General features: G+C 40.8%; 14 protein-coding genes. 13 read left to right on the forward strand and 1 reads right to left on the reverse strand.

Going from position 1 to position 16,787, the window contains the following annotated elements; all coding sequences use genetic code 11:
• Positions 1-2: 2 nt before the first annotated feature.
• On the reverse strand, positions 3-725 hold the full coding sequence (locus Ami103574_RS07065; protein WP_163066050.1) for a DUF6873 family GME fold protein: 723 nt from the start codon (positions 723-725) through the stop codon (positions 3-5).
• A 167-nt stretch (positions 726-892) separates the two neighbouring features.
• Between Ami103574_RS07065 and Ami103574_RS07070 the strand changes: the two genes are divergently transcribed.
• The 13 genes from Ami103574_RS07070 to Ami103574_RS07130 all read left to right on the forward strand — a co-directional run bounded on the left by Ami103574_RS07070 (position 893) and on the right by Ami103574_RS07130 (position 16,735).
• A complete protein-coding gene (locus Ami103574_RS07070) occupies positions 893-1,570 on the forward strand; it encodes a uracil-DNA glycosylase (protein WP_163066052.1) in 678 nt (225 codons plus the stop codon).
• Between the two features lie 137 nt (positions 1,571-1,707).
• Complete coding sequence (locus tag Ami103574_RS07075) at positions 1,708-2,265, forward strand: N-acetylmuramoyl-L-alanine amidase family protein (protein WP_163066054.1); 558 nt, start codon at positions 1,708-1,710, stop codon at positions 2,263-2,265.
• Positions 2,266-2,359: 94 nt separating this feature from the next.
• Positions 2,360-3,523 (forward strand): class I SAM-dependent methyltransferase, encoded by a 1,164-nt coding sequence (locus tag Ami103574_RS07080; RefSeq protein ID WP_163066056.1) that lies wholly within the window; start codon positions 2,360-2,362, stop codon positions 3,521-3,523.
• A 336-nt stretch (positions 3,524-3,859) separates the two neighbouring features.
• Entirely contained in the window at positions 3,860-5,731 is a 1,872-nt protein-coding gene (gene typA / locus Ami103574_RS07085; RefSeq protein WP_163066057.1) for a translational GTPase TypA, read from the forward strand.
• Between the two features lie 328 nt (positions 5,732-6,059).
• A complete protein-coding gene (locus Ami103574_RS07090; protein ID WP_163066058.1) occupies positions 6,060-6,806 on the forward strand; it encodes a LytR/AlgR family response regulator transcription factor in 747 nt (248 codons plus the stop codon).
• 69 nt (positions 6,807-6,875) lie between these two features.
• Complete coding sequence (locus tag Ami103574_RS07095; RefSeq protein WP_163066059.1) at positions 6,876-8,897, forward strand: S-layer homology domain-containing protein; 2,022 nt, start codon at positions 6,876-6,878, stop codon at positions 8,895-8,897.
• Between the two features lie 140 nt (positions 8,898-9,037).
• Positions 9,038-10,072 carry an S-layer homology domain-containing protein gene (locus tag Ami103574_RS07100; protein WP_163066060.1) on the forward strand — a complete coding sequence of 345 codons (1,035 nt, stop codon included), beginning with the start codon at positions 9,038-9,040 and terminating at the stop codon, positions 10,070-10,072.
• 36 nt (positions 10,073-10,108) lie between these two features.
• Entirely contained in the window at positions 10,109-10,777 is a 669-nt protein-coding gene (locus Ami103574_RS07105) for a hypothetical protein (protein WP_163066061.1), read from the forward strand.
• A gap of 12 nt (positions 10,778-10,789) precedes the next feature.
• Positions 10,790-12,259 (forward strand): hypothetical protein, encoded by a 1,470-nt coding sequence (locus tag Ami103574_RS07110; protein WP_163066062.1) that lies wholly within the window; start codon positions 10,790-10,792, stop codon positions 12,257-12,259.
• Complete coding sequence (locus Ami103574_RS07115; protein WP_163066064.1) at positions 12,249-13,625, forward strand: hypothetical protein; 1,377 nt, start codon at positions 12,249-12,251, stop codon at positions 13,623-13,625. Before Ami103574_RS07110 ends, Ami103574_RS07115 begins: the two co-directional genes overlap by 11 nt.
• 39 nt (positions 13,626-13,664) lie before the next feature.
• Positions 13,665-14,018: a hypothetical protein gene (locus tag Ami103574_RS07120; protein WP_163066066.1), complete on the forward strand. Its 354-nt coding sequence runs from the start codon at positions 13,665-13,667 to the stop codon at positions 14,016-14,018.
• Complete coding sequence (locus tag Ami103574_RS07125) at positions 14,015-15,421, forward strand: sugar transferase (protein WP_207710527.1); 1,407 nt, start codon at positions 14,015-14,017, stop codon at positions 15,419-15,421. Before Ami103574_RS07120 ends, Ami103574_RS07125 begins: the two co-directional genes overlap by 4 nt.
• A 144-nt stretch (positions 15,422-15,565) precedes the next feature.
• Positions 15,566-16,735 carry a glycosyltransferase family 4 protein gene (locus tag Ami103574_RS07130; RefSeq protein WP_246213214.1) on the forward strand — a complete coding sequence of 390 codons (1,170 nt, stop codon included), beginning with the start codon at positions 15,566-15,568 and terminating at the stop codon, positions 16,733-16,735.
• Positions 16,736-16,787 lie beyond the last annotated feature (52 nt).

Here is a 16,787-nt window from a genome sequence, read left to right on the forward strand (position 1 = left end):
CTCTATAAATCCGCCTTTCTGGGAAAGGTATTCATGTCCCTCCACTCGATAATGGATCCAATATCCGCTAAGGGATAGTCGGGAAAATATTTAAAAGTCAGACCCTGAGCAGAAATAAAGTCTGAAATTTGCTGAAAGTCTGGATGGGCACTTAAATCACCGTTAAAAATCAGCTGGCCGCCTACCAGGCCGGAGGCTCCGCCCAAAAATCCATAGGGGAAGCTGTCCAGCTTCACATGGCCCGGTCGGATGAGCAGCAAGCGAATGGGGCTTCCAGTTGGCCTGTTTTCCTCAAAATATCGGTGTATGCTGTGGTAGATACCCTCATCAGCCGTGATGGCAGCGGTATCGCTTAACACCGTCATGCTGCATTTGCTGTAGCCTTGGGGGACTTGAATGGTGTTCAGTCCTAACTGCCGGACTTTTTCCAGCAAGGAAGGTGCCGTATATTTTAAATGATGAATGAAATAGGAGCCCATACAGACGGCATTGTACTTGATATTCTCCGGGTAGTTGTGACCCAGCTGATCCGAATCGGCAGTCCCCATGTGGAAAACAGGTGAATGGGCGGCTGTTCCCAGCTTGCACATATATAGGTCGGCGTGGGTCGCAACTGCTGGATAAGTCAGGCCGCGGTCGGCTATCCGTATCAGCTGATGACCTTGACTTGTCAAATAGTCTTGCAGCAGGGGATGGGCCTTTTCTGACAGATAGATGATGCTCATAGTATTCATCCCTTTCGACAGATTTCATGTATTTTTGTCTATAACTGTTATTATCATACCACAACCAGAAGCGGGTGTGGTATGATAATGCTATAATTTCTATTGGTTCCCCGCCGCATTTTGGGAGGGTGGACCGTTATACCAAGGATAGAACAGGAGAACACGTTATGCCAAAAATCAGCAACGACTGGCTGGATGCCGTCGGAGAGGAATTTCAAAAACCGTATTATCTAGAATTGCGCCAGTTTTTAATAAACGAATATAAGACCCGGCGGATTTATCCGGCGGCAGACGATATTTTTAACGCGCTTCACTTTACCCCGCTAAAAGAGGTTAAAGTGCTGCTGATCGGCCAAGATCCTTATCATAATGAAAATCAGGCTATCGGGGCCAGTTTTGCTGTGCCCCCCAGCCAGAAAGATATTCCGCCGTCACTGGTAAACATTTACCAAGAACTTCATGAGGATCTGGGCTGTTCAATCCCCAACCACGGTTACTTAAAAAAGTGGGCAGATCAAGGCGTTTTGCTGCTGAACACGGTGCTCACCGTCCGGGCCCATCAGGCTAATTCCCATCAGGGTCAAGGCTGGGAGCAGTTCACCGATGCAGTTATTCAGGCTGTTAATCGGCAGGATAGGCCAGTGGTATACTTTCTCTGGGGACGGCCTGCCCAATCCAAGAAGCGGATGTTGAATAACCCTAAACACCTTATCTTGGAAGCACCTCATCCGAGCCCCCTTTCCGCTTACCGGGGATTTTTCGGCTGTAAGCATTTCAGCAAGGCGAACGATTTTCTCACCGCTAACGGTGTTTCGCCAGTGGACTGGCAGATTGAGGCGCTATAAGTAAAATAGAAGGGGACTAGAACCAGGTAAATAATTGCAGGCAACAGGTCACATGCGGAAACCGACGGCATATATATGATATATGTTGATTAGTATGCCCTGTTTGTGATGCAGGAGGGCATAGGTTAGGAGTATATATGGAGATTACATCCCCTAGTGTTTATTTGAGCCCATCCGTGCAGGATTACAACGAATATGTCATCGGTGGAAGTGAAGAGTATTACATGAACCTCATTGTTGATGCCATGGTCCCTTATCTGAGAGCCAGCAATATTTCCTTTAACCGCAACAATCCAAATGATTCTTTAGCCCAGGTCATCGAACAGTCCAATGCAGGAGATTATGACTTGCATCTGGCCCTTCATACCAATGAAGCCCCGGAAAATTTATCGGGAATGCTCCAGGGACCGGATGTATATTATTACGCTTTTAGCCAGGATGGAGAAAAAGCCGCCAATATGTTTGCAAAGAATCTGGCTGGCATTTATCCAAACCCTGATTTGGTAACTGTTATTCCAAACACGACTTTGGCAGAGCTGCGAAGAACCCGAGCCACGTCAGTACTCATAGAACTGGCCTACCACGACAACTATGATGACGCCAACTGGGTGGCCAATAACATCGAAGCCATTGCAGAAAATTTGGTATTTTCTTTAGCTGAATATTTTGGTATTCCATTTGTAGATCCCCTCTAGGAAGCAATAACCGTCAAACATATTGGCGGTTATCTACTTTTTTGATATACTAAGCAAAAGAACCTTATTATTATAGAAAAGAAAGGGATGGAAGATGGACAAGCTTATGGATTTGCTTCGGCAAGTTTTTTATAAAGAAACAATCGTTAAGATAACAGTGGGGAACAGCAGAAAAAAGTCCGACCCCTGCAAGAAAGTTACCCTGCGGCCGCTTTTACTTCAAGGCCAGCAGGTTTATCAGGCAGAGTATCACTTTGAAAAGAAGGTTACTCACGAGAATCTGCCGCTAGAAGAAGCCTTGCTGCTGTGTGGGCGGTTGATGAGCGAGAGCTTTAAGCAGCTGAACATCCAAACGGCGGATCAGGATATCCAGGTACTGGCGGCCAAGCCGGAAAATCCTAAAGTCATTCGCAGAAACACAGAAAAGCGGCAGGTGAAAAATTTATCTCACAACAAAGAAAAAAAGTATATTATTCCTGAGAAAACCCCTTGTGAATTTTTGATTAAATTAGGGGTTATGGGGCCTGACGGTGAAGTTTTTCAGAAGCATTACGCTAAGTTTCGGCAAATTAACCGCTACTTGGAAATCGTAGCGGATGTGATGGAGCATCTGCCTGAAAAAGCAGGAAAGCCCTTGAAGATTATTGACTTTGGCTGCGGAAAATCTTATTTAACCTTTGCTCTGTATCATTATCTGAAGATTATGGAAGGGAGAGAGGTGGAGATCATCGGGCTGGATTTAAAGGAAGACGTCATTGACTTCTGCAATAAAACTGCCAGAGAATTAGGCTACCGGGAGCTGACGTTTTTGAAAGGGGATATCGCCGACTATACCAGCGATCATGCGGACATGGTGGTGACCCTTCACGCCTGCGACACGGCTACGGATTTCGCGCTGATCAATGCGGTGGCGTGGCAGGCTAAGGTCATCCTTTCTGTTCCCTGCTGCCAGCACCAACTGTTCAACCAGATTAAGAGCCCCTTGCACCAACCGATGTACAAGCATGGAATTCTCAAAGACCGGTTTACAGAGCTGCTGACCGACGGACTGCGGGGGCTGAAGCTGGAGGCCTGTGGCTATCAGGTGGCCATGATTGAGTTTACCAGTCTGGAACACACCGCTAAAAATATCATGATTCGAGCGGTGAAAAGTGAAAAAGCTGCAAAGGCGGGCGTGATGGAAAAGGCCCAGGTTGAATATGAAGCCTTAAAAGGGTATTACCAGGTGGACCCCGCCATTGACAGTATGAAAGGATAAAAATCAACCCTCAATTCGTGGACAGTGAGGGCTGCTGCCTGCTTTCTTCAAATTCTGCGATTTTTTGCATATAATTGTTGAAATTCTCTATTATTATGGTATAATATTAAGGTTCGAGATATGAGAGGTTACATTTTATGTAAAATGTGGAACTTAATTCATGAGTTCCTTTCATTATAGATCAATCTGTTTTCTTATTTAAATAAGGTTAAATACCTTTAGACTTGGTGACGTTGCTGGAAGGAAAATAGTATTGAAGGAATACCGAATTAAAACTGTTTTTTATTTGGCGTTCGAATAAAGCGGTATAGGAAAGAAAAGAAAGTAGGATCAATTATGGCAGACAAACAAAAAATTATCAACATAGCGGTTATCGCCCACGTCGATGCCGGAAAATCTACTCTGGTAGATGCGTTTTTAAATCAGAGTGGTGTTTTTCGAGCAAATGAAGAGGTCGTAGACTGTGTTATGGATAGTGACGACATTGAACGGGAACGGGGAATTACCATTTATTCCAAGAACTGTTCTGTTATGCACGGAGATGTGAAAATCAATATTGTGGACACACCGGGCCATGCAGACTTTTCCTCAGAGGTAGAGCGGATTATGAAAACCGTGGATACGGTAATTCTGCTGGTGGATTCCAGTGAAGGTCCGATGCCTCAGACTCGTTTTGTGCTCAACAAGTCTCTGGAGCAGGGCTTAAACCCGATTTTGTTGATTAACAAAATCGACAAGCGAGATGCCCGTATTGAAGAGGTCGTGGATGAGGTTTATGAGTTGTTCATGGATTTAAATGCCAATGACACCCAGTTGGATTTCCCTATTCTTTACGGTATTGCCAGACAGGGTATCGTGGTTTACGACCCATCTGATGTGGCTGACGTAGAGGTGGAAGTAGCTGAGAAAAAGGTGGACAAGAACACCCAGGGTATGACGGGCAAGGATATTACCCCATTATTTGAGACCATCGTCAAGCACGTGGCGCTCTACCCAGACCTGCGGGAGGAACCATTGCAGATGCAGATTTCTTCCTTGGGGTATGACGATTACATCGGTCGGTTGGGTATCGGCCGCGTAACAAAGGGAAAGATTCGCACGGGACAGACGGTAGCTGTAGCGAAAGCTGACGGGAGCATCGTATCCCGCAAGGTGAATCAGGCTTTCGTATACCGTGGCTTGAAGCGGATGCCAGTAGATGAAGCGGAATGCGGCGATATCGTCGTGGTGTCCGGTATTGCTGACATTTCTATCGGTGAGACCATCTGCGACAGCAGCAACCCACAGCCGATGGAGATGATTCATATTGAAGAACCTACCTTGTCCATGAACTTCATGGTCAACAAGTCGCCTTTTGCCGGAAAGGTTGGGAAGTTCGTCACTTCAAGACATATTAAGGAAAGATTAGAAAAAGAGCTGGAAGTCAACGTTGGGCTATTAGTGGAACCTACGGATTCCACTGACGTGTTCAAGGTGTCGGGCAGAGGCGAGCTGCATCTGTCCATTCTCATTGAAAATATGAGACGAGAAGGCTATGAACTGGCTGTGTCTAAGCCGGAGGTTATCATGCATCGGGACGAGCGGGGCAAGAAGCAGGAGCCGGTAGAGGAAGTGGTTCTCTCCGTGCCGGATGAATATTCCGGCAGTGTTATTTCCAAGCTGAACGTGCGAAAAGGCATCATGACGGAAATGTCCGGGGATAACGGGTACTCCAAGCTGGTATATCTGGTACCTACCAGAGGTTTGCTTGGCTATCGGAGTGAGTTTATCAATGATACTCATGGCGAAGGCACCATGGTAAGACGTTTCCACAGCTTTGATGAATACAAGGGGGAAATACCTCAGCGGACTAACGGCGTGGCTGTCGCTCAGGAAGAAGGAACTTGTACGGGATATGCCCTGTTCAACATTCAGGAGCGGGTGCAGATGTTCGTGGAACCGGGCACCAAGGTGTATGAAGGCATGATTGTCGGCATGAACAGCAGAAATGAAGATATGATTGTAAATCCGTGTAAGGCCAAGAAGGCCACTAATATGCGGGCTGCCGGCAGTGATGATGCGGTAAAGCTTTCTCCGCCGAGAACCTTCACCCTGGAAGAAGCACTGGAATTTGTCAATGATGACGAATTGGTAGAGGTCGTACCGGATGATGTCCGGCTGCGGAAAAAGCTGTTAAAAGAATTAGATCGGCGCCGGTCCGGCAGATAAGGGCCAGCACGTAAGTCTACAAAAGGACTGAATTCTATGTAATGTAGGATTCGGTCCTTTTAATCTAAACCAATAGTAATCGAAACAAAAAGATCTCCAATCAAATGGAGATCTTTTTGTTCGCTTGAAAGGAGAATAATACCAAATTTATGCTGTTATACTTTGTTGGAAATGTAATATATGTGCAAATTTAATTAAAATCTGATAATAATTTACCAAATATTACATTTAAACAACAATCTATTACATAATGTCACAACATAAATATATTATCTGTTAGACTTTTATTATCTAAGAGTCAGCGAAATAGATACATAGAAGGAGATACATGATGTTTGCGGTGCTTGTCTGCGATATAAACAAAGATACAGCTTGGTTGATTAAGCAAAAAGCAATACAGTGGTGTAAACAAAATATAAAGTTCATTAAGGTATTTGATAAGGAAGAACAAATTTTGAGCTATATAGAAGATAACAAAGAGCAAAAAAATATTATCTTCATAGATATTACTTTTAGTTTAAATAATGGGATTCAGATAGCCGGGAAAATAAAGCAAATACAAAAGAGTTCTGCTATTATTTTTATGTCAGATGAAAAGAGGTATGATTCAAATATTTATAATGTTGAACATATTTATTTTATAAAAAAGCCTTTAGATGGTAAAAGCGTAAAAAATGCACTTGTTAAAGCAGCGGATTATATTGAAAAAAATAGCAAGAAATTCCTTACAGCTATCACAAAAACAGAAGTAGTAATGATACCAATAAAAGAAATCATTCTTATAGAAAAGGAGAAGAGGAAGGTTCATGTGTTGGATAAAAATGGAATAAACGTATCTTTCTATAGCAGTTTTGAAGAGATTGAAAATCAGTTAAATGCTAATTTTTACAGATGCCACAATAGCTACATTGTAAACTTACATGAAATTGCTGCTATTGATTCTAAAACGATTCAAATGAACAATGGGATATGTGTACCAGTGAGCAGAGCTCATGTAAAAGAAATAAAAAGTTTAGCGATTACTATCCACTCAAATAAAAAACCGGATGAAATGAGTGGTTATTCTTTCGGTTAAATATATGTTTTATATATTTAAACATACAATGAGAAAATTGTTTTTATTTTAAAAGGAGGAGATTAAGAAATGACAAGAAAAGTATTTGCGCTTCTCATGGCTGTAATGATGACATGTTGCTATATGCCCGCTATGGCTTTTGCTGAAACAAATGAGATGGCAACCAAAGCCCCAGATACAAAATTTGTGGACATGCCAAGTGATTGGTCTGCAGCAGCGATTGAGAATGCAGTAGCAAACGGATTAATCAAAGGGTATGAAGGAGCAGATGGCTTGTATATCAAGCCAAACGGTACACTGACAAGGGCTGAAATGGCTACTGTAGTAAACAGAGCTTTTGGGGCTCAGGAAAAGGCTTCTTTAAGCGGAGCCAATGACATCGTCTCAGGCGCATGGTATGAAGCTGAAATGGCCAAGGCTGTTCAGATGGGTACCATGAAGAAAGACGGTCAGATGAGACCAAATGCAAATATTACCAGACAAGAAGCCTGCACTATCTTAGCAAGAGCTTTTAAAATGCAAAGTTCTGATTCTACATATGCTGCTTTAAACGGTTTTTCTGACAAGAACAGTGTGGCAGCATGGGCACAGGACAGCATGTCTGTACTGGCTGAAAAGGGATATGTATCCGGAGCAAACGGTGCATTAAATCCTGCTACAAACATGACCAGAGCAGAGTTTGCTAAAATCATGGACAACATGGTTAAACAGTACATCACATCTGCTGGAACAGTTGAAACCGTAGCTGCTGCTGGAAACGTAATGGTCAATGTACCTGGTGTTACACTGAAAAATGTAACGATAAACGGCAACTTAATCATCGGTGACGGCGTAGGCAGCGGTGATTGTACGTTAGATGGTGTAAAGGTCACTGGTGAAACGATTGTCAGAGGCGGTGGTGTGAATTCCATCATCATCAAGGGTGGCAGCAGTCTGGGAACTGTCGTTGTCGCTAAAGTCACTGGCAACGTAAGAGTGGCTGTTGAAGGAGATGCTAAGGTCAGCGTAATCGTTGTTGCTGATGGTAAGGATGACGTAAAAATCGAAGGTAAAGTCGGCACATTAAAGGTTGAGGCAGAGACGCCGGTAGTTATCCAAAAAGCAGACGTTGCAACAGTTCGATTGACAGCAGCAAATGCAACAGTAACGGTTGATAAAGATGCAACGGTTACAAACCTGAAAGTCGAAGCAGCAAAAGCAGCTTTAAACATCAAGGGTACAGTCAGCACAGTATCCGTTGCCAAAGATGCAACTGGTGCGAAGATCACCATTGCAAAAGAGGCTAAAGTAAATACTTTAGAAGCAAATGCAAACGTAACTACAAGCGGTGAAGGAAAACCTGAAAACACAACAGGAACCGGCACGGTAACAACAGATAACGGTAAAATCACACCAGCAACGCCTAGCACCGGCGGTGGTGGTGGTGGCGGTGGCGGATCCACACCGACACCTACCCCTACCCCAGCTAAGTACAGTCTGACCATAGGTAATGAAAAGACACAGGTTACGACACAGATTACAGACTTGGTTACTCGTTCAGATGCTCAATTGGCAACCGGAAATTATGTAAACTTTACAAAGGCCCTGATTACTTTTGCCAATTCGAAGGATTTGCCTTCACAGAAGGCTAAGCTAGAAGCCATGCTGTCAGAATCAAATACAGAAAAATTTGCTTTTGAGACAGTGGACAATGTAAGCCTAAAAAATGCTTATAAGAAGTTTGCAGAGACTAAGAAAATTGATGAGTTACAAGCGCTGTTACTAGCTACGGCTGCTGTATTGGATCAGCCAACTTCTGACAAGGAGAAAATCACAACAGAGTATGCAGAACTTGTGGCAGCCCTGGAAGGTAAGGCCTTTATAACAAGCTATAATGGCAAGACTGGAACTTTAAACAAGATTACTGTTACAACAGGCAGCAAATCTTACAACCTATATGCTAAAGATGGCGGCGCAAAAGAAGATGGTTTTGTTAATGCTGTATATGGCAAGAAATTAACTGAGGTTATTGGCAATAAGGCAGAGATTAAAGTAGAGGTAAAAGTAGAAGAAAAAACTAAAACTTACACTGCTACAATAGAAAAGATTTAAAATCAGAGACATAACCCAACGTGCTCAAGCACAGAGAACACTCAGATACATATGCAGGCAGGTTTTAAGCCCTGGCTGCATATGTTTTGGGTAAAAAATAAAATAAATATATTAAAAAGGGAAAGCATGTGGAGGCAAGTATGAAGATAAGTAAAATGATAGCAATGGGGTTGGCATTAACCGTATTCGGTACGACTAACGTGTTTGCCTTTACAGATATCACAGCAGATAGTGAATTGTCAAAGGCTGTAAAGTTAATGGCAGATTATAAAATCGTAAATGGCTATGAAGACGGCTCGTTTAAGCCGCAAAAAGAAGTTACTCGAGCAGAGTTTGTAAAAATGACAAATAAGCTCTTCTCCTACAAAGAAAAAGCTGTATCGGAGAGCTTTAATGATGTCAATAAAACAGACTGGTTTTATGAAGATATCTTAAAAGCTGTAAATGAAGGGTACATATTAGGTTATGCAGATAGTACCTTTAAACCAAATGATACCGTTACAACAGAGCAGATTTGTGTTATTTTAGATCGAATTTTAAATTTAGAAAAAACTGTAGCTAAAAAAGATTTAGTTATTCAAGATAAAGTGTCCGGATGGGCAGCGGACTCGGTAAACAGAGTTATCAGCAGCGGCATTATAAATTTGGACAGAGATGGAAATTTTAAAGCAACCCAGCCGGCCAGCCGAGGCACGGTGGTTTTGGGTTACGATAAAATTATACAAAAAAAGTTGGTGGTACTTGCCCAAAATGATACGAAAGAGGTGGGCCAGACAGGGAATAATGGAACTAGTGGCGGAGGGGCTTCTAAACCAGATAAACCCGAAAGTGAAAAGCCTAGTGCTGAAATCATCCAGACCATGAAGCTGGCTTCAACCAATATAAATACAACCGGCGTAAAATATTTAACGACGAATCAGAATAGATCGGATTTAGTGCCTTTTCTGCAAAATATCAGTAGGGAGTTAGATAAATACATCAGCGATTCGAGCTATGACTTAAAGACAGCCGCCAGCTCAAGTAAAAAGGATTTCAAAAACAGACCAGAAGCGGATCAAAAAATATTGAAAAGTGCTATAAGCGTGAGCTTCGATATAAGCAATGAGGAAGAGTATAAGGCACTGCAGGAAGCGGCTAAATTTTTTGGTGTAGATATCAATAAGATAAAGGGATAAAGCACTAAGGAAAACACCACATAGGGGAGAAAGATAGTGAAAAAAGTAAAGTGGGCAATATTGATTATAATAAGTATCCTGATTATTTTTGTGCTCGGAGTGCTCTTTTATATTTTTGTAGGGGAAAATGCAGATACAAAGGCAACTAAGAAAGAAGTGGAGGGCATGACCAATGCTATTCTTCAGGAAATTGCCTCCAAGTTAGATGACGACAATCTGATGGCTGATTCAAATGAGAACAGCACCGATAAAGATATTACTTCACAAGGAATTGAGATGAGTGAGAAGGACGATAAAGGCGGAATCGCACAAAAGCAGGGCCCCAATATAACGGCTAAAGAAAAGCAAATATTAAGCATTTATGATGCGGCATTTTACGAGCTTCAGGCTTCGGCAAACGGTATCGTAGATGGATTACTGACAGGCATAAAAAGCGACTATACCGTACTAAAAGACAACAACGAAGCCTCCTTGGATAAAGTGATGATGCTAGGTGCTTCTTATAGCAAAAGAGCAAATGCCTTGGAAAGCCAAGTGGATTCTTCTGTAAATACCATATTGAGCAAGATGGAAACGGATATGACCAGTCAAGGGATAAGCAGCGATAAAATAAAGGCGTACAAGCAAGCCTATGAAGCAGAATATGAAATACAGAAAGAAACAAGACGAAATGCTGTCACAAACAAGGCACAAGAGTTTATGTAAACGGAGGAACACATGAAACGAAATTTCACAAAGGTAGAGCCGGAAAATGTGAAGATTCCGTATCCTCATTCCTATGAGGAGGAAGATGAAATTGATTTAAGAGAACTTTTGCTGGTGTTAATCAAAGGTAAAAAGCTGATTTCTGTCGTTACTGCACTAGTCGTGGTTGTCACGCTGATTGGTTCTCTCGTAATACCGAATATTAGCATAGGAACAAAAGGTGAAGTGCAGACTGCAGTAAAATTATATTTTGGCGGCATTGATAAGGGATTGAGTCCAGATGGCCTGCCTTATGATCCCAATGAGATCAAAGCAGCAGAAGTCTTGGATAAGGCTATGTCCAACATGGCTTTAAAGAACCAACCTACAGCCTCAGAGGTGGCTGCCTGCATTGCTTTGACCGCTGTCATCCCTGATGAGGCGGCAGAGACCCTTCAAAACATCGAGGATTTAAAAACAGAAGATTTAAAGCTGGAGAAACTGGAAAGCCTTGAAATTCATCCAGATACTTATGTCTTGTCATTTGATGTAAAAAATAAATTAGGTCTATCCCTAGAAGAAGGACAAGAGCTGTTGGATAATGTGCTTATTGAATATAAAAATCAGCTGATGAAAAAATATTCGGACTATAGTGTCTTGGCAGACACCTTTGCGGGGGATTTCTCAGTAGATAAATACGATTACATACAGGCGACGGATTTAATGAACGAACAGATCCAAAGCATGGAACAGTATACGAAGAACTATATGACGGATGACAGTTTTACGTCACAGAACACAGGTATGTCAAAAGCAAATATTTTAGATGCCCTGGAGGCCGTGAGAGATGTACATATCGAAATGCTTTATACTAAAATCGCCGTCTCTTATGCAACCAAAAATGCAGATAAAAGCGTAGCCGTATATGAAAAGCTGGCAGAAGATAAACAGCGAGAATACAGTAAGCGCAGTGAAGAAGCCAGCTCCTTGTATCTGCTGATTACCAACTTTAAAGTGCCTGAGCAGACGATGGTTATCAGCGGCAGCACAGGGGGGACGTTGGCATTAAAAGGACAAAACACTCAATATGACAGTATGGTAGCGAGGTATGTTACAGCAGAAAATAAGGCTACTATGGCTTTAGCCGATTCAAATTACTATCTGGCTGAAGCCGCAAGGTTTAGTGATTCGAATACATTTTCAGGCCCTGATAGTCAATCAGCAAAAGACATTGTCAAGTTACTTGCAATAACCAAGGGAAATATCTCTCAGAATATGAAAATAGTAAATACGACAGTGAAGGATTACTATAACGATAAGGCTTATAAAAAGTATGCAGAACAGCTTATTCCGACTCAAAGCTATGAGAAAGATAATGACATCAACCTTCTCCTAAATGCGGCGATTGCGTTTGTAGCAGGCATTATACTGGGCTCCTCAATTGTATTGTTCAGGGAGTATCTAAAGAACGATGAACAGGAAGGAGGAGGAGATGAAGCGTAGACTATCAATACGGACTCAAAAACTAATGGCTGTCAGCTTAATTCTTGCCTTACTGATTACCTTCGCATGTCCTTGGTTGGCAGAAGGTAGAACCGGATCCGCTACGACGTATATATCCCTAGCTTTTGATGGAATAGGAGAAGGGCTTGATTCAAAGGGAAATCATTTTGATATCAACGAAATAAAAAATGAAGAGATTCTAAAAAAGGTCCTGAAGAATACTGGACTGGAAAAAAAGTACACACCGCAAGAATTAAAACAGCGAATCGTCATAACACCTTTGGCAGGCAAGAGCGCATTGAACGAATTGACTAAAATGAATATACGGGTTGATAAAACAGAATCGGTTGCAGAAAAGGCGATTCATACAGGAGATTATGAAATTACCGTTAAAGAAATCGGTTTATTGCCTAATCCTTTTGCCAATCTTAAATTGTCAAAAGCCCTTGTAACCGAATACCAGAATCATTTAAAGACAGCTTATCTGAAAGACTCTAGTGTTTCGTTAGCCTATAAGAAAGACGATATGTTTTCGTTGGATTATCCGGAAATGATGCTGGTAATGGCACAGGAGGCTGATGCTCTGGTCCGATATATTGCGACATTTGAAAAGAATTCGCCGGAGTTTGTCTCGCAGAAAACTGGACTTACGTTTGCAGATCTTCGTTCTCAGGCAGAAACAGTACGGGACAAAGAAGTAGGAAATACAGCAGATATTGTAGACTATTACATCCTAAGCAAAGATGACAATCGCTCAGCTTATGAGAATGTTAAACTGAAAAGGGCTAATTTGATACTGACCAAAGATCAGGGTATAGAAGGCGGCATTAACTATATCTTGCAGGCTTACGACAATACTTCGAATTATATTATCGCTTCGGAAGATGCGGCAGATTTGGCAACAAGCCAAGAAAATGAGTTTTACGGCATGTTAATGGATCAATTGGTGAACAGTAAACATGCCACAATAAGTGCTAAATATGATGTAACAAAAATTCAGCAGCATTTAGATAAGCTATCTCATCCTCAAAACCCAGAGACGGTAGAAGCGATGACAAAAAGTGTATCAAAAGATGCCAAGGTGTCTTTTGAGAGAATGGAGGAGCTAAAAAGCCAGGTCAAAGCCTTAGCAGAAGAGAATTACGACTTAAATATAGGCAGTAAGATTTCAATCTCTAAAGCTTCATACCATGTCCATACATGGGGAAATTTATTGGTGAACTTTATCCTTTTTTTAATTTTAGTCAAGCTGATTCATAGCTTATATCTCTATTACAAAGGGAAGGAAAAGGATTATTTCAGAGAGGCTTTGGCAAACAAATATCAGATTATAAATGATGTCGTCCAAAAGAAACTAAAAAGATGAATGTGTGTAGAAAGCAAAAGATAGAGTAAGGATAGGAATATGAAGAAACGAAAAAATTTGTATTTAGTCATAGCTTTAATTACTATGATACTGTCAGTAAACATGGCTATACCAAATGAGACCGAAGCTTTAGACAGTAAGATTCCACAAGAGCACATAAAACAAGTAGAAGCCAGTTTTACACAACTTGTAAATAATACGGATCAGTATATGGATCGTTCCTTGCAAGAAAAGTCCTTACATATCAGCCGCTTCATCAGCATCGCAATTGTGCTCGTTCTTGCTTATCTATTTTGTATACATCTTGCTGTAAAAAATCATTTATTTTTGGTCCAAACCAAGAAAAAGAAGCAGACAGAATCAACCTATAGTTTACAAGGAGTCAATCAGTGAAAAATACAAAACAAGGCTCCTGGAAACTTATCGTACTTGATTTGTTTTCTATGACTATTGCCTTTGCTGCTGCAGTATGGGTTCGTTACGGCGTGATGTTTGATGAGTGGATTCGGATTATATATGGCACTATATTGATGGTTTTGTGTATCAGCTATATTTGCATTTTTGCGCTGTTTGAATCCTACCAAGATTTTTTTAAGAGAGGGTTCTTTGAAGAACTTATTCGAGTTGGCCGCCTCAATTTAATTTTAGCACTATTTATCAGTGGCGTATTTTTTTTCTTTAAAATCGGAGCTGTGTATTCAAGAGTTTTTTTTGTGACTTTTTTCTTGTTTAATATGGCAATCAGCTATCTACTGAGGCAATATTTTAAAATCATTCTTTTAGGCTATTTTAAACAAAGTAAATTGAGCAATAAAGTGATGCTAGTGACCACTTCAACTAGTGCAGAGAGCATCCTGAGCAACATAAAAAAAGAAAGAGAGTGGGGATTTCAAATAACCGGTGTGGCCATCGTAGATAAAAATATGGCTGGTAAAGAAATCAATGGCGTTCCAGTAGTGGCTCATCGGGAAAATCTTTTCGATGTGGTTACCAAGGAAGTGGTAGATGAAGTATTAATCAATGTGCCGAATGCAAGGCACCTTCAGTTAGATGAGGCCATATTAGAATTTGAAAATATTGGGTTAACGGTAAATGTAAGCATTGCTACCTTTAACCTACGGGTCCATGAAAAGACCTTGAAAAACTTTGGTGGATACAATGTACTCACCTTTACGACAAGGGTGTACAATACCAGTTCTATGCTGATAAAAAGATTTCTGGATATTGTCGGTGCGTTGGTAGGATTGACTCTTACTTTTTTTATCAGCCTTTTGATTGTCCCAGCTATCTTGATTGAATCTCCAGGACCGATTATTTTTTCTCAGACTCGAATCGGTAAAAATGGTAGACGCTTTAAGATTTATAAGTTCCGCTCTATGTATGCAGATGCGGAGAAACGAAAAAAAGAACTGATGGCTCAAAATGAAATGCAGGGATTGATGTTTAAAATAACAAAAGATCCCCGGATTACGAAAGTAGGGGCCTTTATACGAAAGACTAGTCTGGATGAACTGCCCCAGTTTTTCAATGTATTGAAAGGGGATATGAGCCTGGTTGGGACAAGACCTCCCACAGAAGATGAGTTCTTGCAGTACGAAGGAAGACATAAACGCCGCCTAGCTTTGAAGCCTGGTATAACTGGCCTGTGGCAAGTCAGCGGACGAAGTGACATCGATAATTTTGAAGATGTGGTTAAGTTAGATTTGGAATACATAGATAATTGGTCCATATTGCTGGACATGAAACTTTTGCTGAAGACGGTGGGGGTTGTGGTGTTTAGAGTAGGGGCGAGGTAGGTGTACTGTATTTAAGATTTGTGTATTTGCCTTACTAGTCATGTAATTAGACAGTTAGTTAATACAATATAAGCTTATAAATTTAAGCTTATATTTAGGTTTATTATTGGATGTGGGTGGATTCAGGAGTAGCTTAAAATAGTGATGAAAAAAAAAGTTAAATTAAACAGGCAAGATAAAAAATTGCAAATTGCAATGCTTGGACATAAACGAATTCCATCTCGTGAAGGTGGAGTTGAAATTGTTGTAGAAGAATTAGCTACTAGAATGGCTTCTCTTGGTTATGATGTTACTTGTTATAACCGCAAGGGTCATCATATAGCAGGGAAAGAATTTGATACATTTTCAAACAGCACTGTTTACAAAGATATTAAATTAAAATCGGTATTTACTATAGATAAAAAAGGTATGGCGGCAATGAGTTCTTCGGTCTTTGCCGCCATAAATGTGGCTTTTAGTAAATATGATGTTGTACATTTTCATGCGGAGGGCCCGTGTGCCATGCTTTGGTTGCCGAAGCTGTTTGGTAAGCATTGTGTTGCTACTATACATGGTTTAGATCATCAAAGAGATAAATGGGGAAAGTTAGCAAGTGCATATATCATGATGGGAGAAAAATGTGCAGCTAAATATGCTGATGAGATTATTGTTCTCAGTAAAGGAGTACAGCAATATTTTAAAGAGACTTATGAACGTGAGACTAAATTTATTCCTAATGGTGTGAGGCCCCCTGTCTTACGGGAAGCAAACTTAATTAAGGAAATGTTTGGATTAGAGAAGGATAGTTATATTCTTTTTCTTGGTCGTATTGTTCCAGAAAAAGGTATACGCTATTTGCTAGAAGCGTATAAACAAACAAAAACAGATAAAAAACTAGTAATAGCAGGTGGGGCATCTGATACAGATACGTTTATGAGTGAATTGAAACGGATTGCTACTGGTGACGAGCGGATTATTTTTACTGATTTTGTTCAGGGAGTGATTTTAGACGAGTTGTATAGTAATGCTTACTTGTATACGTTACCGTCTAATCTTGAGGGAATGCCGTTAAGTCTACTAGAAGCTATGAGTTATGGAAATTGTTGTATTGTTTCAGATATTCCAGAATGTATTGATGTTGTAGAAAATAAAGCAATTGTCTTTAAAAAGGCTAATATAGAAGACTTAAGAGATAAATTGCAACAGGCTTGTGATGATAAAAATATGGTAAAAAGATACAAAACAAAAAATGTAGATTATATTTGTAATAAATATAACTGGGGCGATGTGGTAGATAAAACGATTAAGTTATATGAAGAAATGGTAAAGGCATAACAGAACTGTTAGGATATATATTCTTAGAAAAAGTTCAAAAATCTATATACAA

Source organism: Aminipila butyrica (genome assembly GCF_010669305.1).
Taxonomy (GTDB): Bacteria; Bacillota; Clostridia; order Peptostreptococcales; family Anaerovoracaceae; genus Aminipila; species Aminipila butyrica.

Bases quoted from the DNA above. Each gene is read 5' to 3' on its own strand.
- Ami103574_RS07065 (WP_163066050.1), bottom strand. From the start codon at position 725: ATGAGCATCATCTATCTGTCAGAAAAGGCCCATCCCCTGCTGCAAGAC.
- Ami103574_RS07070 (WP_163066052.1), top strand. From the start codon at position 893: ATGCCAAAAATCAGCAACGACTGGCTGGATGCCGTCGGAGAGGAATTT.
- Ami103574_RS07075 (WP_163066054.1), top strand. From the start codon at position 1,708: ATGGAGATTACATCCCCTAGTGTTTATTTGAGCCCATCCGTGCAGGAT.
- Ami103574_RS07080 (WP_163066056.1), top strand. From the start codon at position 2,360: ATGGACAAGCTTATGGATTTGCTTCGGCAAGTTTTTTATAAAGAAACA.
- typA (WP_163066057.1), top strand. From the start codon at position 3,860: ATGGCAGACAAACAAAAAATTATCAACATAGCGGTTATCGCCCACGTC.
- Ami103574_RS07090 (WP_163066058.1), top strand. From the start codon at position 6,060: ATGATGTTTGCGGTGCTTGTCTGCGATATAAACAAAGATACAGCTTGG.
- Ami103574_RS07095 (WP_163066059.1), top strand. From the start codon at position 6,876: ATGACAAGAAAAGTATTTGCGCTTCTCATGGCTGTAATGATGACATGT.
- Ami103574_RS07100 (WP_163066060.1), top strand. From the start codon at position 9,038: ATGAAGATAAGTAAAATGATAGCAATGGGGTTGGCATTAACCGTATTC.
- Ami103574_RS07110 (WP_163066062.1), top strand. From the start codon at position 10,790: ATGAAACGAAATTTCACAAAGGTAGAGCCGGAAAATGTGAAGATTCCG.
- Ami103574_RS07115 (WP_163066064.1), top strand. From the start codon at position 12,249: ATGAAGCGTAGACTATCAATACGGACTCAAAAACTAATGGCTGTCAGC.
- Ami103574_RS07120 (WP_163066066.1), top strand. From the start codon at position 13,665: ATGAAGAAACGAAAAAATTTGTATTTAGTCATAGCTTTAATTACTATG.
- Ami103574_RS07130 (WP_246213214.1), top strand. From the start codon at position 15,566: ATGAAAAAAAAAGTTAAATTAAACAGGCAAGATAAAAAATTGCAAATT.